This window comes from Paenarthrobacter sp. NCHU4564, assembly GCF_052156435.1.
Classification (GTDB): Bacteria; Actinomycetota; Actinomycetes; order Actinomycetales; family Micrococcaceae; genus Arthrobacter.
The window spans coordinates 152,928-171,923 of record NZ_JBQLIS010000008.1 but is presented as its reverse complement, the minus strand read 5'-3'; the positions used below and the strand labels follow the sequence as shown (position 1 = coordinate 171,923).

General features: G+C 64.8%; 19 protein-coding genes. 9 read left to right on the top strand and 10 right to left on the bottom strand.

The features are described from left to right. The first annotated feature begins 214 nt into the window (after positions 1 to 214). Entirely contained in the window at positions 215 to 616 is a 402-nt protein-coding gene (locus ACSVIE_RS11015) for a YccF domain-containing protein (RefSeq protein ID WP_426004232.1), read from the top strand. On the opposite strand, the gene ACSVIE_RS11010 is transcribed toward ACSVIE_RS11015, so the two are convergent. From ACSVIE_RS11010 to ACSVIE_RS11000, 3 genes are all read right to left on the bottom strand, one after another. Then, positions 613 to 2,271, bottom strand: coding sequence for a sialidase family protein (locus ACSVIE_RS11010; protein ID WP_442423838.1), 1,659 nt, complete (start codon positions 2,269 to 2,271; stop codon positions 613 to 615). The two genes, ACSVIE_RS11015 and ACSVIE_RS11010, sit on opposite strands and share 4 nt — an antisense overlap. Before the next feature lie 19 nt (positions 2,272 to 2,290). Then, complete coding sequence (locus ACSVIE_RS11005; protein WP_426007606.1) at positions 2,291 to 3,163, bottom strand: DUF4031 domain-containing protein; 873 nt, start codon at positions 3,161 to 3,163, stop codon at positions 2,291 to 2,293. 152 nt (positions 3,164 to 3,315) lie between these two features. Continuing rightward, positions 3,316 to 4,650, bottom strand: a complete 1,335-nt coding sequence (locus ACSVIE_RS11000) for an FAD-binding oxidoreductase (RefSeq protein WP_442423837.1) — start codon at positions 4,648 to 4,650, stop codon at positions 3,316 to 3,318. Between the two features lie 219 nt (positions 4,651 to 4,869). On the opposite strand from ACSVIE_RS11000, the gene ACSVIE_RS10995 reads away from it, so the two are divergent. From ACSVIE_RS10995 to ACSVIE_RS10980, 4 genes are read left to right on the top strand one after another with little or no spacing between them, the layout of a single operon-like run. Further along, positions 4,870 to 5,280 carry a TOBE domain-containing protein gene (locus ACSVIE_RS10995; protein ID WP_442423836.1) on the top strand — a complete coding sequence of 137 codons (411 nt, stop codon included), beginning with the start codon at positions 4,870 to 4,872 and terminating at the stop codon, positions 5,278 to 5,280. Beyond that, positions 5,277 to 6,059: a molybdate ABC transporter substrate-binding protein gene (gene modA, locus ACSVIE_RS10990; RefSeq protein ID WP_442423835.1), complete on the top strand. Its 783-nt coding sequence runs from the start codon at positions 5,277 to 5,279 to the stop codon at positions 6,057 to 6,059. Before ACSVIE_RS10995 ends, modA begins: the two co-directional genes overlap by 4 nt. 7 nt (positions 6,060 to 6,066) lie before the next feature. After that, positions 6,067 to 6,876, top strand: a complete 810-nt coding sequence (locus ACSVIE_RS10985; RefSeq protein WP_442423834.1) for an ABC transporter permease — start codon at positions 6,067 to 6,069, stop codon at positions 6,874 to 6,876. Further along, the gene (locus ACSVIE_RS10980) at positions 6,873 to 7,943 is read left to right on the top strand and encodes a sulfate/molybdate ABC transporter ATP-binding protein (protein ID WP_442423833.1); all 1,071 of its coding nucleotides are present in this window, start codon (positions 6,873 to 6,875) and stop codon (positions 7,941 to 7,943) included. Before ACSVIE_RS10985 ends, ACSVIE_RS10980 begins: the two co-directional genes overlap by 4 nt. Positions 7,944 to 8,355: 412 nt before the next feature. Here ACSVIE_RS10980 and ACSVIE_RS10975 read toward each other — a convergent pair whose 3' ends face one another. Next, positions 8,356 to 8,973, bottom strand: coding sequence for an MSMEG_1061 family FMN-dependent PPOX-type flavoprotein (locus ACSVIE_RS10975; RefSeq protein ID WP_426004220.1), 618 nt, complete (start codon positions 8,971 to 8,973; stop codon positions 8,356 to 8,358). 172 nt (positions 8,974 to 9,145) lie between these two features. On the opposite strand from ACSVIE_RS10975, the gene clpB reads away from it, so the two are divergent. Further along, the gene (gene clpB / locus ACSVIE_RS10970) at positions 9,146 to 11,803 is read left to right on the top strand and encodes an ATP-dependent chaperone ClpB (protein ID WP_442423832.1); all 2,658 of its coding nucleotides are present in this window, start codon (positions 9,146 to 9,148) and stop codon (positions 11,801 to 11,803) included. A 17-nt stretch (positions 11,804 to 11,820) separates the two neighbouring features. On the opposite strand, the gene ACSVIE_RS10965 is transcribed toward clpB, so the two are convergent. Further along, on the bottom strand, positions 11,821 to 12,456 hold the full coding sequence (locus tag ACSVIE_RS10965; RefSeq protein ID WP_442423831.1) for a septum formation family protein: 636 nt from the start codon (positions 12,454 to 12,456) through the stop codon (positions 11,821 to 11,823). A gap of 242 nt (positions 12,457 to 12,698) precedes the next feature. Between ACSVIE_RS10965 and ACSVIE_RS10960 the strand changes: the two genes are divergently transcribed. The 3 genes from ACSVIE_RS10960 (at position 12,699) to ACSVIE_RS10950 (ending at position 14,710) form a co-directional block, all read left to right on the top strand. Continuing rightward, positions 12,699 to 12,923, top strand: coding sequence for a DUF3073 domain-containing protein (locus ACSVIE_RS10960; RefSeq protein WP_364165422.1), 225 nt, complete (start codon positions 12,699 to 12,701; stop codon positions 12,921 to 12,923). 225 nt (positions 12,924 to 13,148) lie between these two features. Next, on the top strand, positions 13,149 to 13,931 hold the full coding sequence (locus ACSVIE_RS10955) for a VOC family protein (protein WP_442423830.1): 783 nt from the start codon (positions 13,149 to 13,151) through the stop codon (positions 13,929 to 13,931). Continuing rightward, positions 13,928 to 14,710: a VOC family protein gene (locus ACSVIE_RS10950; RefSeq protein ID WP_442423829.1), complete on the top strand. Its 783-nt coding sequence runs from the start codon at positions 13,928 to 13,930 to the stop codon at positions 14,708 to 14,710. The genes ACSVIE_RS10955 and ACSVIE_RS10950 overlap by 4 nt, the downstream gene beginning before the upstream one ends. Before the next feature lie 69 nt (positions 14,711 to 14,779). Here the strand turns inward: ACSVIE_RS10950 and purM are convergent, their stop codons facing one another. The 5 genes from purM to uraD form a co-directional block, all read right to left on the bottom strand. Further along, complete coding sequence (purM, locus tag ACSVIE_RS10945; RefSeq protein ID WP_442423828.1) at positions 14,780 to 15,934, bottom strand: phosphoribosylformylglycinamidine cyclo-ligase; 1,155 nt, start codon at positions 15,932 to 15,934, stop codon at positions 14,780 to 14,782. Further along, positions 15,931 to 17,574 (bottom strand): amidophosphoribosyltransferase, encoded by a 1,644-nt coding sequence (gene purF, locus ACSVIE_RS10940; RefSeq protein WP_442423827.1) that lies wholly within the window; start codon positions 17,572 to 17,574, stop codon positions 15,931 to 15,933. The genes purM and purF overlap by 4 nt, the downstream gene beginning before the upstream one ends. Before the next feature lie 129 nt (positions 17,575 to 17,703). Continuing rightward, positions 17,704 to 18,066, bottom strand: a complete 363-nt coding sequence (locus ACSVIE_RS10935) for a hypothetical protein (RefSeq protein WP_442423826.1) — start codon at positions 18,064 to 18,066, stop codon at positions 17,704 to 17,706. Between the two features lie 81 nt (positions 18,067 to 18,147). Next, positions 18,148 to 18,489 carry a hydroxyisourate hydrolase gene (gene uraH / locus ACSVIE_RS10930; protein WP_426004207.1) on the bottom strand — a complete coding sequence of 114 codons (342 nt, stop codon included), beginning with the start codon at positions 18,487 to 18,489 and terminating at the stop codon, positions 18,148 to 18,150. Next, positions 18,486 to 18,995 (bottom strand): 2-oxo-4-hydroxy-4-carboxy-5-ureidoimidazoline decarboxylase, encoded by a 510-nt coding sequence (gene uraD, locus ACSVIE_RS10925; protein ID WP_442423825.1) that lies wholly within the window; start codon positions 18,993 to 18,995, stop codon positions 18,486 to 18,488. Before uraD ends, uraH begins: the two co-directional genes overlap by 4 nt. Position 18,996: the final 1 nt, after the last annotated feature.

Genomic DNA, 18,996 nt, shown 5'->3' with positions numbered 1-18,996 from the left:
TGAAATCATGCCGGGACCAGCAGGCCAGCACACCCACATCCTGCACCAGGAAACGGGCTACGAAAAAGGTAACGAGGGTTGGCGCCAGGGGGTGTTTTGGTGAGAGAGGGTTGGCGCCAGGGGGTGTTTTGGTGAGAGAGGGTCCGGGAAGTCAGGGTCCGTTCAGGGCAGACCCCTAGGCTTTTGGGCGGTCGGGCACGAGAGAATGGGGACTATGAAAACTCTGCTCAACATCATTTGGCTGGTTTTTGGCGGCTTCTGGCTTGCCCTTGGCTATTTCGCCGCCGGGCTCATTTGCTGCGTCCTCATCGTGACCATTCCCTGGGGCATCGCGTCATTCCGCATCGGTTTCTATTGCTTGTGGCCCTTCGGCCAGATGGTGGTGGAAAAACCCGGCGGGAGCGGCGTCTTCGCTCTGCTCGGTAATGTGATCTGGCTGTTGGTTGCCGGCATCTGGATCGCGATCGGGCATGTGGTCACCGCGGTGGCCATGGCCATCACGATCATCGGCATCCCGCTGGCCATTGCCAACCTGAAGCTGATCCCGGTCTCGCTGATGCCCCTCGGCAAGCAGATCGTTCCCACGGACAGGCCGTTCGCCAGCAACTACCGCTAAGAGGCAGTGACGTCTCCGGTCCGCAGATCGAACCGGAACGTCCGCTGCAGCGGCAACGGACCGCCGTCGTGCGTTGCTCCGGAGGCTTGGACTGAGAACGTGAGGTCCAGGGTGCCCTGGCGCATGTCTGCGTCCGTGATCGTGTAGGTGGGCGTGAAGTACAGAACGTGCTGTCCGGGGGCCAGGTCAGTGGCCGGGAAGTCGCCCGGGTTGGTGTGCGGCCCTTGAAGTTCGACGCCGGTCATCGCCTCCCCGGAGCAGTTGCGGACACGTCCCGTGAAGGCGAGGATGTCGCCTGCCTTGTACCCGGGGATGATGGGGCCGTAGTTGAGGTCTTGGGCCTCCCGGGTGCCCAGAATCTGATCGCCGGTGTAGCCCTGCCCGATCTCCTTCCACGTTTGGACGTCCCATTGATCTCCGCCGGAGGAAGGGATCACGTGGAAGGGGCCGGCGTTTTGCCAGGCCTGCGGCCGGCCCGGAGTGATAGAGCGCAGTTCCATGTCGAAGGAGAACCCGGCCGGTGGTACAGGGTGCCCTTCTGCCAGCTGTTCAGTAAGCTGCGCCGGCGGAACCGACGCGAACACGAGCTCCCGGTAACCCTGCCGCTCGTAGAGGACGCCTATGTTCCCGTTGGGCAACCGCGTCACCGTCGAATAGGCCGAACTTCCCTCGCACAGCACCAGTCCGGCCGGCCACGTAGCTCCGTTGTCCGTGGAGAGGCTGAGCACAGTGTTTCGCCGCAGGTGCGGATCCTGGTTGTTGCTTGCCAGGAGCCAGCGGTCGGTGTCGGGCGTGGCGAGTGACTTGATGGAGGGCAGCCCGTCGAACCGGGCCACCGAACCGTTGTCGCTGGGATCGGGAAGATCCGGTACAGGCTGCAGGGGACTCCAGCTTTGGCCTCCGTCTTCGGAAAGGGCGGCCAGACGGCACGGCGTGGCCCGCGAATGCAGCAACAGCCGGCCGTCCTCCAGGCAGACCACCTTGTTCTCGTTGGGCCCCACGCCGGACGGTCCGGGGCCAATGAACGAGCCCAGCGCCCACGTTTCACCGTGATCGTCACTGAAGGCTGAGGCTGCAACGATCCGGCCGTCCACCAGGAGGACGTATTGCTGCACCAGCCTGTTCCTGTAGGGGCCCGCATGGATCTGGATACCTTGGCCGGCGGCCGCGAAGAGGCCGGTGATTCGCCCGTCCCGTTTGAGTTGGGCGGTGAGGCGCCGGTGTTGCCAGGTGCCGCCGTCGTCGTCTGAAAAGCTGACGTCGGCGTGCTGGATGTCGTCCGCGGGCTCCAGTCCGGCGGCGGCCTCGAAGAAGCCCGCGTGCGTTCCGGCCGCATGGAACATGAAGATCCTGCCGGTCACCGGGTCGACCAGGAGGCTCGGATCGCCGTAGCCGTCCAAGCCGGTCCCGGTCCTGACAACCTGCTGGCAGCCCCAGGTGACGCCGTTGTCATGGCTGCGCCGCAGGAGGAGGTCGATCGGGTTGGGCAGGTCATCCAGATTGGGCCTGCCGTCATAGGCGGCCAGGATCGTCCCCCGGGTGCTGACCGCGAGCGCCGGGATACGGTACTGCCGGTATCCGCCCGCACCGCGGACGGCAAGCACGTGCTCGACGTCGGGACGGGCGTGCGGGTAAGGGGAGAGGTAGGAGGTCACACCTCCCAGTGTACGAGAGTCAGCCATCCAACTCCGCGGCCAGGTTCCGCCGGGCGGCATCCTGCCATAGCGACCGGGCACGCCCGCTGTGGAAGAGCGGATCCAGCGCCAGGAGATAACGCACGACGGCGGCACGTCCCGCTGCGAAATCATCGTCGCTCACGTGGGCGTAATCTTCGCGGACGGCGGCAAGATACCGTGCGTAGGACTGTTCGTCGCCGCCCAAAACGGAAAGGTCGGCGTCGCAGAGGAGCGCCCCGGCGTGGTCGCCGGGCTCGGGCGAATGGGTGGCCGTGAGCCGGACCAGCCGGGCAACCTCGGCCACGTCCTCCGGTGCCAGGCGGGCAGCGGTCAGCCTCTCCTCGGCCAACAGCGCCGATTCCTCTTCATCCTGGCCGGCCACTCCCTCATAAACGGCGTCATGGAACCACGCAGCCAAGGCGACCGTGCGCGCAGGAAGGGCCGGCTCGGTGAGGATATCCAAAGCCTCCAGGACCGCCAGCAGGTGTGTCCGGCTGTGGTACTTCCGGCTGTCTTCACCCCACCGTTCCACCAGTTCCAGTCCCAGCTCCTCGTGGCCGGGAAAGGTGCTGTTCCAACGCTCCATCAAAGGCACGGTCAGAGCCTTGCTGCGCTCCCGGGCAGGAATCCGCAGGCCGCTCGCAATCAACTTCCGGACCAGCACACGGGCTTCCACCGGGATGGCGCCCGCTTTGACCAGGTCGTCATAGCGACGCTCGGGAACGTCGTAGTGGTCGCCGTCGAAAGCGCGTTCAGGAACCCCGGCCGCTGCGGCGAACGCGTGCAGTTCATCCAGCGAGGTATCGGATACCAGATGGGAAAACACCGTGCCGTGGGCGGGCCACAGCGGCGGATCAACGTAGACGGCCATGGCCAAAGTGTAGTCCCGGATCCTGCTGCAGGAACGGCCGGATGATCCTTCCCGGTTGCCGGTCATCGGGCGTGTCTACCGCCGACCACGGCCCGGAATCACAAGCTTCGCTGCCGGTGACGATCACGGCAACCGGGAAGGAGTATGGCGGGTCAGCGTTCGGCAGGCAGGATGTTCTGGTTGCCCCTGAATACGTTGTCGGGATCGAATTGTGCTTTGACCTTGGAGAGCCTGCGGTAGTTCTGCTCCCCGAACGCGGCAATGATCCGGTCCTGCCCTTCGTCCCCGATGAAGTTGAGCCAGACCCCGCCGGTGGTGTGCGGGGCGATGTCGTGCCTGAACTGCTTCACCCACGCCTTGGCTTCCTGCCCGCCTTCGGGGGAGTCTGCCAGGCCGAACGGATGGCTGACCCAGGCTGCGCTGCGATGCTGCAGGGGAGTGTTTTGGGCCGCAGGTCCTCCTACGGCCCCGCCCCAGCGGCCGATCAGTTGCTGGGAGTGCGTGCCGGGCAGACGCTGGGCCGAGTCCACCAGGATGTCCAGGGCTTCGTCGCTGAGTTGGTCGTGGTAGTCGGCGCTCCAGTAGTTGTAATAGCCGGGAGGGTCATCGATCATGCACTGGAAATCCGCGTAGCCCATGGGCTCCACCAGGTCCACCGTTGGACCGAGTTCCTTGAACGGCTTGGCGTACTCCCTGCCTTCCTCCACGTCCCCGGCATACAGGTAGGCCATCCCCACGGCCATCTTGCCCACCATGTCCTCCGGCACGAATTCTTCCTCCGGCGCAGTGAGGTAGATCAACGCAGTTCCCACGCCGTCCGGTGCTTCCAGTGCCAGGCGCCGGAATTCGCGGGACAACGCAGGTGCAGCCTCGCCGGGGAAGAGCGTGATCCCGGCCATGACAGTGGGGCCAAGATCGTGCAGTTGAAAGGTGAAGGACGTCGCAACACCGAAGTTGCCGCCACCGCCATGCAATGCCCAGAACAGTTCGGGATTCTCGTGGGCGCTCGCGGTGACAAGGTCGCCTGAAGCGGTCACCAGGTCCACGGACAGCAGGTTGTCGCAGGCAAATCCGTAGGAACGCTCCAGCCACCCCGAGCCGCCGCCCAACGTGAAGCCCGAGACACCAGTGGTGGAGGCGCGGCCTCCCGTGACCGCCAAGCCGTGCCGTTGTGTTGCCCGGTCGAACTCTCCCCAGGTAAGCCCTCCGCCGGCCGTGATGGTCTTGGCCTCCGGGTCGACGCTTACGGATTTCATGGGTCGGACATCGACGACCAGCCCGCCCTCGTTGGTGGACATTCCGGCCACCGAGTGCCCGCCGGATCTGACGGCCACTTCCAGATTGTGGGTGCGGGCATGGTGGAGGGCCTCCGCCACTTCACCGGGGCCGGAGCACCTGGCGATCACCGCCGGACGGCGGTCGATCATTGCATTGAAAAGTTTCCGGGTCTCGTCGTAATCCGGGTGGTCCGGACGGATCCATTCCATGGGACGCTCCTTCGCGCCTGAGACTCTCCCCTGAAACAGGGTACTGCGGCATCATCCAGCGGGCCATGGCTGGAGCTTACGGAATGCTTTCGGAGCCTGTTTCCAGGGAAATTACGACGGCAGTCCTCGCCTTGCGCGCACTGGCCGACCTAAGGGTCACATTGCGTTTGCGGACATTGAGGTTTCTTCCAGACGCAAACACGGATCTAGACTCGATTTATGCCGCACATACGAATATCCGAGGCCGCCCGTTTCCTGGGCGTCAGCGACGACACCGTGAGACGTTGGACGGAGAACGGGACGCTGACGCCGCAGAAGGATTCAGCCGGACGCCTGGTGGTGGACGGCCTGGAGCTGGCCACCCTTGCGCGTGACCAGTCGCACCTCCCGGACGACCCCTCCCGCGCCGGCAGTTCAGCCCGGAACCGCTTCATCGGCTTGGTCACCGGGATTACGGCGGACAAGGTCATGGCCCAGGTGGAGCTGCAATGCGGCCCGTTCCGTGTGGTCTCCCTGATGAGCAGCGAGGCCGTGCGCGAACTCGGGCTTGAGCTTGGATCGGTGGCCACCGCCGTGGTCAAGGCCACCACTGTCATCATCGAAACACCCCGGGGAAAGAGCATCATATGAACCGCAAACCCCTTACCGCAGTGCTGCTGGCCGGGGCCTTGGCAGCAAGCGTAGCGGGATGCGCCCCAGGCGCCAGCCCAACGTCGCAGCAAAGCACCTCACCTTCAGGCGAAATCACCGTCTTCGCCGCTGCGTCCCTTAAAGGAACCTTCACGCAGCTGGCCAAGGACTTCGAGGCAGCCAACCCGGGGACCAAAGTGAAGCTGAGCTTCGCCGGCTCCTCCGACCTGGTCACGCAGATCACCCAAGGCGCCCCGGCGGATGTGTTCGCCTCCGCCGACACCAGGAATATGTCCAAACTGGCTGATGCGAACCTCGTGGAGGGCACTGCCACAAACTTCGCCACCAACGTCCTGGAGATCGCCGTCCCACCCGGCAATCCGGCGTCGATCGCTTCTTTCGCGGACCTGGCAAAGCCGGGCATCAAAGTGGTCACCTGCGCAAGCCAGGTGCCGTGCGGCGCCGCAACCGACGCCGTCGAGAAAGCCTCCGGAACCACGCTGAGCCCGGTCAGCGAGGAGTCGTCCGTGACGGATGTCCTGGGGAAGGTCAGCTCCGGCGAAGCGGACGCCGGCTTGGTGTACGTCACCGATGTGAAGGGAGCCGGCGACAAAGTCAAGGGCATCCCGTTCGCCGAATCGGACAAGGCTGTCAACACCTATCCCATCGCCACGGTAGGCTCCAGCAAGAACAAGGCGCTGGCGGCTGCCTTCATTGCCACGGTTACCGGGGACAAGGGCAAGAAGGTCCTGGGCGACGCTGGTTTCGGCACACCGTAGGGAGAATATGAAGACCACCGGCTATCACGGTATTCCGCGATGGATCCATGCCGTGGCAGCAGTGGGTGGCCTCTTGGTGATCCTTCCGCTGGCAGCCATGCTGCTGCGCGTGAATTGGCCCCAGTTCATCCCCCTGATCACGTCCGAGTCGTCCCTCGCAGCCCTGGGCCTGAGCCTGCGGACGTCTGCCGCCAGCACGGCTCTCTGCATTATGCTGGGTGTCCCGCTGGCTCTGGTGCTTGCCCGGGGTGAGTTCCCCGGCCAGAAACTCCTCAGGTCCTTTGTGCTCCTCCCACTGGTGCTGCCGCCGGTGGTTGGCGGGATTGCGCTGCTGTATACCTTCGGGCGGCAGGGCCTGTTGGGGAAGTCGCTGGAGCTGGCCGGTCTGCAGATCGCGTTTACCACCACCGCGGTGGTCCTGGCCCAAACGTTCGTGGCCCTGCCGTTCCTGGTGGTCAGTTTGGAGGGCGCCCTGCGGTCGGCGGGCAGCAGGTACGAAGCCGTGGCTGCGACGCTCGGGGCCAAGCCCACCACCGTGCTTCGTCGCGTCACCGTTCCCTTGGTGCTGCCGGGGTTGGCGTCCGGGGCGGTGTTGTCGTTCGCGCGCAGTCTGGGTGAGTTCGGCGCGACGCTGACGTTCGCGGGCAGCCTGGAAGGTGTCACCCGTACGCTGCCGTTGGAGATCTACCTGCAGCGCGAGACCGACGCCGATGCCGCCGTCGCGCTGTCCCTGGTCCTGGTTGCCGTGGCCGTCGCGGTGGTGGGCCTGAGTTATGGCGGCGGCCGGCGACGCGCACCAGAGGCGGTCCAGCCGTGAGCTTCGAAATGCGCGCCAGCCTGGAGACCAGGAATTTCGACATGTCCCTCAGTCTCGGGGACGGAGAAACCGTGGCCGTCCTTGGTCCCAACGGCGCCGGCAAGTCAACGTTGCTGGGGGTGATCGCCGGACTGTTGCGGCCCGACTCCGGCTCCGCCTCGATTGACGGGCGCCAACTGTTCAAGCTCGACGCCGGCACTCGCCAATGGGACCCGCCACACCTTCGCGGCATCGCCCTTTTGGCCCAGGAGGCACTGCTGTTTCCGCACCTGAGTGCGTTGGACAACGTGGGGTTCGGCCCCCGCAGTGCAGGTGCTTCCAGGGCCGCTGCCCGGGAAGCTGCCCGGCATTGGCTGGCCGAAGTTGATGCCCAGTCCTTTGCTGACCGGAAGCCGGCGCAGCTCTCCGGCGGCCAGGCCCAGCGGGTGGCCGTAGCGCGGGCCTTGGCAGCCGAGCCGGACTTGCTCCTCCTGGACGAACCCATGTCCGCGCTGGACATCCATGCTGCGCCCTTGCTCCGCCGGGTCCTGAAACGCGTTCTTCAGGACAGGAAGGCCATCATCGTCACGCACGACGTCCTGGACGCCTACATGCTGGCGGACCGCGTGATAGTCGTGGAAAACGGTCGCATCGTGGAAGAGGGCCCGACGCGCCAGGTTCTGGAGCGCCCCAGAAGCCACTTCGCCGCCGGACTCGCCGGCCTCAATCTCGTCACCGGCGCCCTCAGCCGGGAGGGAATCACGACGCCGGATGGCCGGGTTTTCGCCGGACAGCACGATCCGGACTGGTCACCCGTGCCCGGCCAGGCAGGCGTGGCGGCGTTCCCGCCGTCGAGCGTTTCCGTTTTCCTCGGTGATGTCCACGGAAGCCCCCGCAATTCCTTCCCGGTGATCATTACGGACCTTGAGCCGCACGGCGACCAGATCCGGGTCCGGGCAGGCGCCGGTTTGGACGGCACGTTGTCCGCCGACATCACACCAGCGGCCTCGGCGGACCTCGGCCTTGCCCCCGGCATGGAGGTGCGGTTCGTGGTGAAGTCCGCGCTGGTGTCGGTGTACCCGGCGTGAGGCCTGGTCCCGATCTTCAACTGACGGAGACCGCCGGCACAACGCCGACGGCCCCCGCTCCCGTTTAGGGGATGTTGTGCCAGAACAGGCGGATAACATCAACGGCTAGCCGGATGATGTTGACCGCAAGGTTCCAGGCGCCCCTTGGTTCTTCACGTTTCCGCTTTGAATCCATGCCGACACCTCCTCCCAAAGGAACAGGCGCGGCTCGCACTGATAGTCGGCACAACAACGTTGCGGCCTACGTGCGTAGGGCCATAGACTCAAAGTGTGGCGTTTGAGGTTCTATGGCCCTCTTACCGCACCAATGAGCGAACCGCTCAGAACAAAGACCCGATGCCAGTCGGGTCTTTCGTTCGTTAACGGCACAGCAGGCTGTTGCCTGATGGTGCAAGCCTAGGGCAGGTTCCTGCTACTCCCGGTACATCCGCTCCGCGTAGGACGGCCCGTAGTAGGTCTCGAGATCTTCCAGCGGCGTCTCCGGCTGGGTGTACGCCTGGGCGAGCACCGCGATGCTGGGAAGGTCTTCGGTTTCCCACGTTTCCGGCTGCCACAGGCCGCTGCGCATGAAGGCCTTGCCGCAGTGGGTGAACACTTCCTCCACCGAAACCACGACGGCGGCACGCGGCCGGTGCCCCTTGACCACCATCTGATCGAAAAAGTCAGCGTCGCTGACCAGGCGGGCGGTGCCATTGATGCGGAGGGTGTCCGTGCGGCCGGGAACCACGGACAGGATGCCCACGTGCGGGTTCTCCAGGATGTTCCTGAAGCCGAAGGCTAGCTTGTTCCCGGGACGTTCCGGGATGGCAACGGTGGTGTCGTCCACCACGTGGATGAATCCCGGAGGATCGCCCTTGGGGGATGCATCCACGTGGCCTGCAGCATCGGACGTTGACAGGATGCAGAACGGGCTGGCTGCCAGCCACTGCCGGTCGAAACCGCTTAAGGTGGTGCGGACTTTGCGGCGGACCCTCTCCAACGGGGTGCCGATCAGCTCTTCGAGTTCGTGAGTGGTGGAAATCGGGTTCATGGCCCCAGCCTACGGCGCGGCGCAGGACCCAGGCCTTGCCTTTCTGCCCCTTTCATCTGGACAGGCGTTTCGCCCTCGGCAAACATGGAACGCAGTGGACGAAATCCAAAGTTGAGCGTAGTAGACTCAACTTTGAAATAAGTTTGGACTCACTCCAGGAAGGGAGCTCGCTTTGGACACCAAATTCACCACCAAGAGCCAGGAGGCCCTTTCTGCGGCCGCCATGAACGCCTCCACCGCAGGGAATCCGCAGGTGGAACCGGCGCACCTGCTCAAAGCGCTCATGGACCAGCGGGAAGGCGTTGCCGTGGCGCTGCTCCGTGCCACCGGCGCGGACCCGGACGCTGTGAGTGTGCAGGCAAGTTCCGCCATCAAGGCACTGCCTTCTTCCTCCGGCAGTTCCGTCCAGCAGGCGCAGCTGTCCCGCCCGACCCTGCAGGCCATCCAGGCCGCCCAAAACGAGGCCGACAAGCTCGGCGACTCCTTTGTCTCCACAGAGCACCTCCTGCTGGGGCTTTCGGCCGGAAGTGATGCGGTGGGCAAGTTGCTGCGCGACGCCGGAGCCTCCCACGAGGCGCTGCTCGCCGCACTGCCGGGTGTCCGCGGGGACCGCAAGGTCAATTCCCCGGATCCGGAGAACACCTTCCAGGCCCTGGAGAAGTTCGGCACTGACCTGACGGCTGTGGCGCGCTCGGGCAAGCTGGATCCGGTGATCGGCCGTGACAGCGAGATCCGCCGCGTGGTCCAGGTCCTCAGCCGCCGTACCAAGAACAACCCCGTCCTCATTGGTGAGCCAGGCGTTGGCAAGACAGCCGTCGTCGAAGGTTTGGCCCAGCGGATGGTGGCCGGAGACGTCCCGGAGAGCCTGCGCGGCAAGACGCTCATTGCCCTGGACCTTGCTTCCATGGTTGCCGGCGCAAAGTACCGCGGCGAATTCGAGGAGCGGCTCAAGGCCGTCCTGGAGGAAATCAAGAACTCCAACGGGCAGATCGTCACCTTCATCGATGAGATCCACACCGTAGTGGGCGCCGGTGCCACGGGTGAGAGCGCCATGGACGCAGGGAACATGCTCAAGCCCATGCTGGCCCGCGGTGAGCTCCGCTTGATCGGTGCCACCACCTTGGACGAGTACCGCGAGAACATCGAGAAGGACCCGGCCCTGGAGCGCCGGTTCCAGCAGGTCTTTGTTGGCGAACCCAGCGTGGAGGACACCATCGGTATCCTCCGCGGCCTGAAGGAGCGCTACGAGGCCCACCACAAGGTGGCTATTGCCGACTCCGCCCTGGTTGCGGCAGCCACACTGTCCAACCGCTACATCTCCGGCCGCCAGCTGCCGGACAAGGCCATCGACCTCGTGGATGAGGCTGCTTCCCGACTCCGCATGGAGATCGATTCCGCCCCGGAAGAGATCGACCAGCTGCGCCGCGCGGTGGACCGTCTGACCATGGAAGAGCTGGCCCTCCAAGGTGAGAGTGATCCTGCTTCCGTGGAACGGCTGGCTGCGCTCATGGCAGACATGGCGGACAAGAAGGAAGCCCTCGCGGCGTTGAATGCCCGTTGGGAAGCCGAGAAGGCGGGCCTGAACCGGGTTGGCGACCTCAAGGCCAAGATCGACGAGCTTCGCTCAGCGGCTGAAAAGCACCAGCGCGAAGGTGACCTCGAATCGGCGTCGCGCATTCTGTACGGCGAGCTGCCTGCGCTGGAACGTGAGCTCAACGCCGCAGCCGCGGAGGAATCCGCACGCAGCGATTCAGAACCCGAGCTCATGGTGGCCGAGGAAGTCACCGCGGACGATATCGCCGAGGTGATTTCGGCGTGGACCGGAATCCCCGCCGGCCGCATGCTGCAGGGCGAGTCGCAGAAGCTGCTGCATATGGAAGAGGAGCTTGGGAAGCGCCTGATTGGCCAGGCCAAGGCTGTGCAGGCCGTCTCCGATGCCGTTCGGCGCGCACGTGCGGGCATCAGCGATCCCAACCGCCCCACGGGGTCGTTCCTGTTCCTGGGCCCCACCGGCGTTGGCAAGACCGAGCTGGCCAAAGCCTTGGCTGATTTCCTCTTTGACGACGAACGCGCCATGATCCGGATCGACATGTCCGAGTATGGCGAAAAGCACTCGGTGGCCCGCCTGGTGGGTGCCCCTCCGGGATACGTAGGGTACGAGGAAGGCGGCCAGTTGACTGAAGCCGTGCGGCGCCGCCCCTACTCCGTGGTGCTGCTCGACGAAGTGGAAAAGGCCCACCCCGAGGTCTTCGACATCCTCCTGCAGGTGCTCGACGACGGCAGGCTCACCGACGGCCAGGGCCGCACTGTGGATTTCCGCAACACCATCCTGGTGCTGACCTCCAACTCCGGCAGCCAGTTCCTGGTGGACCAGTCCCTGGATGCCAAGGCCAAGCGGGACGCCGTCATGGCCGTGGTGCAGGCATCGTTCAAGCCGGAATTCCTGAACCGCCTGGATGAGATCGTCCTGTTCGATCCGCTGTCGGTAGAGGAGCTTGCCCGGATCGTGGAACTGCACGTGGCAGAACTCGGCCGACGCCTGCACGATCGTCGCCTCACCGTGGAGGTCACGGACGGCGCCCGCGCCTGGCTGGCCATGTCCGGGTTCGATCCTGCCTACGGTGCAAGGCCGCTGCGCCGTTTGGTGCAACGCGAAATCGGGGACCGCCTGGCCAAGGAGATCCTCGCCGGCCAGATCAGCGACGGCGACACTGTCCTGGTGGATACGGCCGCCGATGTGGACGAGCTCACCATCGCGGGCCTCGAGGCGCTGACCGCCGGCGACGACGCTGCCAGCTTGGGCACGGGCCTGTCGGTCCGCAGGAAGTAGCGGTCCGGAGGACGAGGCTACCTGTCGAGGAGGTCTTCCTTGATGGTGTTGCCCGAGTCCACCACGATGAAGCAATCAACGCGGCGGTCGCCACGGTTCCAGCTGTCAGTGCTGGGATACACGTTCTGCTGCAGCAGCACGTAGTTGTCGGCCGCCGCGTTGTCCAGTTTCACTGTGCCGCAGACTTCACGGCCCTTTTCCCGGAGCGCGTTTGTACCGGGGAATGACTCGTCCTGGCCATAGCTGTGCACGGCACCAAGCTGGGCTGAATGTTCGGTGTCGCAGGCCACGGCTTTGGCTTTGGGTGCGTTCGGGTCGAAGTCGGCAAAGCAATCGCCTACCTGGAAATCCTTGGCCTCGGTGTCGCGGGGGAGCGGTCCCAAAGTAGCCGTAGGGCTGGGGGTGCTGACCACGGCTTCCGGCCGGGTTCCCAACAGGTTGAGCAGCACCCAAATGACCACGCCTATGAGCGCCAGGACGCCTACCACGATTCCCCCGATCACCAGGCGTTGCCGCTTGGTGGTATCACCTTGGGGTGGAACCTCGGCGCCGGGCTCCCAGGATTGGGGAGGGTCCTGGGGCGCTGGCGGCAGACCGTCCTCGCCTCGATCCCGTGGCGAATCGTCACGTGGTGCAGTGTTGTCCTGGCTCATTCCCGTGGTGTGCCTTCCTGCCGTGGTGCCGCATTGAGGCCGACTCTACCCAATTTTCCGCCCCAGTGGAGGTGCTGGAAGCCGGAATTGCGGGCCTGGAGCCCCGACCTGTGGCCAGGGTGGCACGCAGGCACTCCCGAAAGCATGTAATCTAGACATACGACAAATTGACCAAACATTCCGGGGCCTCACCGATCGCCAAGGTGACCACCTCCGGTCCAAGTACAAAAGGGGGTCACGCCATGGGGCGCGGCCGTCAAAAGGCAAAAGCTACCAAGCAGGCTCGGGACATCAAGTACTACTCCCCGAACACTGACTATTCGGCCCTTGAGCGTGAGCTCACGGGCCCATCCAGTCGTGCAAAGAGCCACTTCCCGGAAGATCCGCCGGAGCCGGACTACTCGGCTTACGAGGACAAGTACGCGGAAGACGATGACGACGAGGTAGACACCCGCCGTATCGGATAGCTGTCGCAACCAACAGGTGCCGCAGGCACTGAGTTGTGTACCGCCGTCGTACATCAGGTCGTCGCGCATCTCCGGATGCCGAAAATCACTGAAGAAGGCCCGCAGGCCACGCCGCTGTTTGGCGTACCCTGCGGGCCTTCTTTTGTGCATCCAAGGCCAATGCGTTGTCCTGGTCAAGGCCCGGTACTAAGTTGATGAAGGACACGCCCCAGCGAAAGGAAAGCCATGCCTGAGGTCGAGAGGTACCAACAGGGAACACCGTGTTGGGTGGACCTGTCCTCCACCGAGATCGAGGTTTCCAAGGCGTTCTACAGCGACCTTTTTGGCTGGGAGCTGGACGGCATGGAGATAGGACCGGGCCTGACCTATTACATGGCCAAACTCAAGGGACGTTATGTTGCCGGGATGATGCAGCAGCTTCCGGACGCACCGGAGGGCATGCCGTCCTATTGGGCCAACTACCTCGCTGTGTATTCAGTGGACCAGGCGGCAGAGCGGGCGGTGGCGGCCGGTGGAACCATCGTCTTTCCGCCGGATGAGGTCCCCAACGGCAGCGGCCGGATGTTCTTCGCGGCCGATCCCACAGGGGCGCAGATCGGTTTCTGGGAGGCCGGGAGCCATCCTGGATCGGGGCTGGTCAATGAGCCCGGCACCCTGATCTGGAACGAGCTGCAGACAAACGATGTCCCCAAGGCCGTGGCCTTCTACCAGGCAGTGACCGGGTGCGGAAGCAGCACCGCCCCTGCAGGAGACCTTCAGGAATACACCAACCTCACCGTTGCCGGGAAGCCGGTGGCGGGAGCTGTGAAGTTGCCCATTGAGGGCCTGTCACCGTTTTGGATGACCTACTTCAATGTCACTGACGTGGATGCTTTTGCGGAACATGCGGCCAGCCTCGGCAGCCACGTCATTTCGCCTGCGTTCGACGTGCCGGGCATTGGCCGCATGGCGGTCCTGATGGATCCGGCCGGCGCAGCGTTCAGCATCATGTCGAGGCTTGACGCATGACCGCCCGTAGCCGTTACTCCCACGGCGAGCCGTGCTGGGCCGACCTTCAGACCCGGGATGTCGCCGGGGCCAAGGAGTTTTACGCTGCAGTGTTCGGGTGGAGCTTCACGGACCTGCCCACGCCTGACGGTCGGTTCTATGCCCAGGCTTTTATCGGAGAGGATTTGGTGGCTGTGGTCGCTCCGCAGAACCGCAGCCAGGAAGCCGCCGCCACCCCGGGCCAGTGGAATATCTATTTCGCGGCCACAGACGCCGAGGAGGTTGCCGAGGACGCCGTCCATGCGGGAGGGAAGCTCGAGTTCGGTCCCGAACATGTGGCGGACACCGGCGTCCTGGCCTTCATTGCACCACCAGGAGGCGGGACCACGGGCATCTGGCAGGCGGGCACGCACCTGGGAAGCCACCTCTACAACCAGGCCGGCGCCTTGGCATGGGCGGAGCTGTCCACGCCGGAGCCGCAGGCAGCGGTGGCCTTCTTCCAGCAGCTTTTCGGTCACGAGGTTACCGAATACCCCCAGGACGACGGCGGCAGCTACTCCACGCTGATGGTGAACGGTGGGGAGGTGGCTGGCGTCGTCCCTGCCGAAGCGGGGGAGGAGGCGGCCTGGCAGATCTACTTCGGGGTCACCGATCTGCGGAAGGCCGCACACGCCGCAGTGGCCGCTGGTGGCACCCTGCTCGTGGAACCGGAGGAACACCCGGAAGAAGGATCACTGGCCACCATCCAGGACCCCCAAGGCGGAGTGCTCAGCCTGATCCAAACCCCCTCACCCAACTAGGTCGCATTTGTGCGCGTTTTGAGCCCTCAAAACGCGCTTAACTGCGACCCAGTTGGGTGAGGCGGAGGCTTAGGCGTAGGCGTTCACCAAACGGACCGCACCGCCGTCGACGCCCTTGGCACCCTGGACGTAATCCGGGCCGGTCTTGTCGATCGCGTCCGAGTCGGCTGCAACGGTACCCATGATCCAGGACGGCAGGCCACGCTCGTTGAGGCGTGCCACCGCTGCGTCTGCTGCCTCGGGGGAAACGATGGCCACCATGCCCACGCCGAGGTTCAGCGTGCGCTCGAGGTCGGCCAGCGGGACATTGCCCAGCTCGGAAACCAGCTTGAAGATGGCGGGGAGTTCCCACGTGGCGCGGTCAACCGTGGCCACGAGGCCCTGCGGGAGGACACGTGCCAGGTTGGCCGCCAGGCCACCACCGGTGACGTGGCTGAAGCCGTGCACAGCGGCGCCGGCTGAAACCGGGAAGGTCCGTGCCAGGTCCAGGCAGTCGGCGGCGTAAACGCGGGTCGGCTCCAGGAGTTCCTCGCCCAGCGTGCGGCCGAGTTCGGACACCTGGCGGTCCAGTGCCCAACCGGCGTGGTTGATGACCCGGCGGACCAGGGAGTAGCCGTTGGAGTGCAGGCCGGAGGATGCCATGCCGATCACGACGTCGCCGGCGCGGACACGGTCCGGGCCAAGCAATGCGTCAGCTTCCACAACACCGGTGGCGGCACCTGCGACGTCGTATTCGTGCTCGCCAAGGAGGCCCGGGTGCTCGGCGGTTTCGCCGCCCACCAGGGCAGTACCGGCAACAGAGCAAGCGGACGCAATACCGCGGACAATGCCGGCGATGCGCTCGGGAACAACCTTGCCGCACGCGATGTAGTCGGTCATGTAGAGCGGCTCGGCGCCCACCACCACGATGTCGTCCACCACCATGCCCACCAGGTCGAAACCGATGGTGTCGTGGATGTCCATGGCCTGCGCGATGGCAACCTTGGTGCCGACGCCGTCGGTGGAGGTGGCGAGCAGCGGCTTCTTGTAGGTGAGCAGCTTGGAAACGTCGTATAGGCCAGCGAAACCGCCGACGCCGCCAATCACCGAGCTGTTATGGGTCGCCTTGACGGCGTCCTTCATGAGTTCGACTGCGCGGTCTCCCGCTTCGACGTCGACACCCGCCGAAGCGTAGGTGATGCCGGAGGCGTTCTCAGGAGTTCCGGCGGAGGATGCGGAGGTCATACAGACTCTTTCTTTTCGGCGTCGGTCAAACGATCAGCGTCGGTAAGGAGGTTCTCGAATTCGGCATCCGGTCCCGGATCACAGCCTGTGGCGCCCGGCTTCTCCGCCGGATCCTGGGTGTCGGAAGGATCAGAAACTGCGTCACCGGTAGGCTCGGCCGGAGCCAGGCCACCGAGGTCGGTGCGCTCGAGCAGGTTCTTGCCGAGCTTGTCAGCGTGCGGCAGCTCGATCGGGTACTTGCCCGTGAAGCAGGCGGTGCAGAGGCGTTCACGCGGCTGCTGGGTAGCCCCGATCATGCCGTCCTCGGAGATGTAGGCCAGCGAGTCGGCGCCGATCGCCTGCGAGATCTCTTCGATGGTGGCACCGTTGGCGATGAGTTCCGCGCGGGAGGCGAAGTCGATGCCGTAGAAGCACGGCCACTGCACCGGGGGGGAAGAAATCTTGACGTGGACTTCCTTTGCGCCGGCTTCCCGGAGCATCCGGACGATCGCGCGCTGGGTGTTGCCGCGAACGATCGAGTCGTCCACCACCACCACGCGCTTGCCGCGGATCACGGATTCCAAAGCGTTGAGCTTGAGGCGGATACCAAGCTGGCGGAGGGTCTGCGAAGGCTGAATGAAGGTACGGCCCACGTAGGCGTTCTTCACGAAGCCGTGCGCAAACGGGATGCCGGACTGCTCGGCGTAGCCAACGGCAGCGGGAGTTCCGGACTCGGGGACCGGAATGACGATGTCGGCCTCGTGGGTGTTTTCGCGGGCCAACTGGCGGCCCATCTCCACGCGGGACTCGTAGACTGAACGGCCTGCGATGGCCGCGTCCGGACGGGCCAAGTAAACGTACTCGAACACGCAACCGGCGGGGGTGGGATCAGCGAAACGCTGGGAGCGGACGCCCTCTTCGTCAATCGCGATGAACTCGCCGGGCTCGATCTCGCGGATGAAGCTCGCGCCAACGGTTGCCAGGCCGGCCTGCTCGGAGGCGACAACCCAGCCGCGGTCCAGGCGACCGAGGCACAGCGGGCGGATGCCGTACGTGTCACGGGCTGCGTAGAGCGTGCCTTCGTCCATGAAAACGAAGCAGAAGCCACCCTTGATCTTGGGAAGCAGCTCCAGGGCGGTCTGCTCCAGGGTCTTGCCCTCTTCGCCCTCAAGGAGTGCGGTCACCAGCGCAGTGTCCGAGGTGTTGCCCTGCTTCATTTCACCGGTGAGCTGGCCGTTGTTCCGCTGCAGGATCATTTCGCGAAGCTCTGCGGTGTTGGTCAGGTTGCCGTTGTGCGCCAGTGCAACCGTGCCGGTCGCCGTGGCGCCCAGCGTGGGCTGGGCGTTTGCCCAGTGGCTTGCACCGGTGGTCGAGTACCGGCAGTGGCCCACGGCCAGGTGTCCGGTGAGGGTGTTAAGGGTAGTCTCGTCAAAGACCTGGGACACGAGGCCCATGTCCTTGTAGACATTGATGCGCTTGCCGTCACTGGTAGCAATACCAGCCGACTCTTGTCCGCGGTGCTGCAGCGCATACAGCCCGTAATAGGTGAGTTTTGCTACTTCTTCACCCGGTGCCCATACCCCGAAGACGCCACAAGCGTCCTGGGGGCCCTTTTCGCCGGGGAGAAGATCATGTGAAAGTTTTCCGTCGCCACGTGCCACTGGTCGATTGTCTCATGTCCCGGCCGTGGTAAGTTCCCGTGCAGACTTTGTGACCCCGTGAACAGGCACTTATCGCGGAGGAAACGCCCAAAATGCGGTGCGTCTCACACTGCCCATATCGGGCCGGACTCAGCGGTCGCCGTCGTGCTCTGGACCCTCGTCCGGAACCGAATCCGGCACCGCCTCCACCACGGCGCGCTGGGAGCGCTTGACGCTGATCCGGTCCAGGACCAGCGCCAGGATGGAAAAGAGGATGACGCCACCCGCGGCGCAGGCCACCAGGAAGAAGCCGAACACGGTGCTGGCGTCGAACGCGGGGTCGGCCGGGCGGCCGTAGGCGATGATGGCAGCCACGATGGCGCCCACAATGGCGCCGAGGATCATGAACGGGACGAACTTGGGCGCCCTGCGGACGGTGATGTTGCGCCGGGCGGGCGGTTCGTTGCCGGTTTGATTGCCGGGTGCGGGAGTCGGGGTTTCCTCGGGAGCCATGCCTTCCAGCCTACCGTTCCGGATTTGGGGACAAGAACGCCCTCCGGCGCGGGCCGAAGGGCGTCATGGCGGCAGACCTGGTCAGCTGCCGCGGTACGTGGAGAATGCAAACGGGCTGAGCAGGAGCGGCACGTGGTAGTGCTCGCCTGTGTCCGCAACCGTGAAATTAAGGTCCACTTCCGGGAAGAACGTGTCCGTGCCGAGGGCAGCGTAGTAATCGCCGATAGCGAAGTTGAGCCGGTAGGCGCCGCCCGGAATCTGCTCGGGGCCCAGGTTCTTGATGCGGCCGTCGGCATCCGTTTCGCCCTTGCCGACCAGCGTCCAGTTCTCGCCTTCGCGGACGTAAAGTACGACGGCGACACCCGCCGCCGGGCGTCCGGAACCGGTGTCGAGGATATGGGTTGTTACCTGCGAAACGCTCATGCGCTGGCTCCTTCGGTGACCAGGCCCGAGAGGCGCAGCAACGCGATCTCCCGCAACTGGCCGGCTACGATCGTGTCTTCTTCTTCGGGGGTGTGGGCCAGGCGCTCGTTGAGCGAGGCAAGGATTTCCTGGGCGCTGCGTCCTGCGGCGCGGATCAGGAAGACCCTGCCAAACTTTTCCTCGTAGTCGCGGTTGCCCTGGGCGAGCGCTTCGGCCACGGCCTGGTCTGCGGGGTCCACGCCGGACTGTTCGGAGCGGGACATGGCCGCCTCGGTGGTCTGGGCCTTGGGGCGTTCGCCGATGCGGGGGTGGTGCGCCAGGGCTGCTTCCACTTCGGTTGCAGTGAAGGGCTCGGCGGCTTGGCGGCCCTGTTCCAGCAGGTCATCCAAGCTGGTGTAAGGGCGTGCGTCCACTACTGCTTCCACCCAGCGGGTGATGTCCAGGGCGGGGGTGACGGCCGTGATGGCCTGCTCCCGGTCCAGGCGGTTGAATTCTTCAAGCTCCATG

Bases quoted from the DNA above. Each gene is read 5' to 3' on its own strand.
- ACSVIE_RS11015 (WP_426004232.1), top strand. From the start codon at position 215: ATGAAAACTCTGCTCAACATCATTTGGCTGGTTTTTGGCGGCTTCTGG.
- ACSVIE_RS11005 (WP_426007606.1), bottom strand. From the start codon at position 3,163: ATGGCCGTCTACGTTGATCCGCCGCTGTGGCCCGCCCACGGCACGGTG.
- ACSVIE_RS11000 (WP_442423837.1), bottom strand. From the start codon at position 4,650: ATGGAATGGATCCGTCCGGACCACCCGGATTACGACGAGACCCGGAAA.
- ACSVIE_RS10995 (WP_442423836.1), top strand. From the start codon at position 4,870: ATGCCGCACATACGAATATCCGAGGCCGCCCGTTTCCTGGGCGTCAGC.
- modA (WP_442423835.1), top strand. From the start codon at position 5,277: ATGAACCGCAAACCCCTTACCGCAGTGCTGCTGGCCGGGGCCTTGGCA.
- ACSVIE_RS10985 (WP_442423834.1), top strand. From the start codon at position 6,067: ATGAAGACCACCGGCTATCACGGTATTCCGCGATGGATCCATGCCGTG.
- ACSVIE_RS10975 (WP_426004220.1), bottom strand. From the start codon at position 8,973: ATGAACCCGATTTCCACCACTCACGAACTCGAAGAGCTGATCGGCACC.
- ACSVIE_RS10965 (WP_442423831.1), bottom strand. From the start codon at position 12,456: ATGAGCCAGGACAACACTGCACCACGTGACGATTCGCCACGGGATCGA.
- ACSVIE_RS10960 (WP_364165422.1), top strand. From the start codon at position 12,699: ATGGGGCGCGGCCGTCAAAAGGCAAAAGCTACCAAGCAGGCTCGGGAC.
- ACSVIE_RS10955 (WP_442423830.1), top strand. From the start codon at position 13,149: ATGCCTGAGGTCGAGAGGTACCAACAGGGAACACCGTGTTGGGTGGAC.
- ACSVIE_RS10950 (WP_442423829.1), top strand. From the start codon at position 13,928: ATGACCGCCCGTAGCCGTTACTCCCACGGCGAGCCGTGCTGGGCCGAC.
- purM (WP_442423828.1), bottom strand. From the start codon at position 15,934: ATGACCTCCGCATCCTCCGCCGGAACTCCTGAGAACGCCTCCGGCATC.
- ACSVIE_RS10935 (WP_442423826.1), bottom strand. From the start codon at position 18,066: ATGGCTCCCGAGGAAACCCCGACTCCCGCACCCGGCAATCAAACCGGC.
- uraH (WP_426004207.1), bottom strand. From the start codon at position 18,489: ATGAGCGTTTCGCAGGTAACAACCCATATCCTCGACACCGGTTCCGGA.
- uraD (WP_442423825.1), bottom strand. From the start codon at position 18,995: ATGGAGCTTGAAGAATTCAACCGCCTGGACCGGGAGCAGGCCATCACG.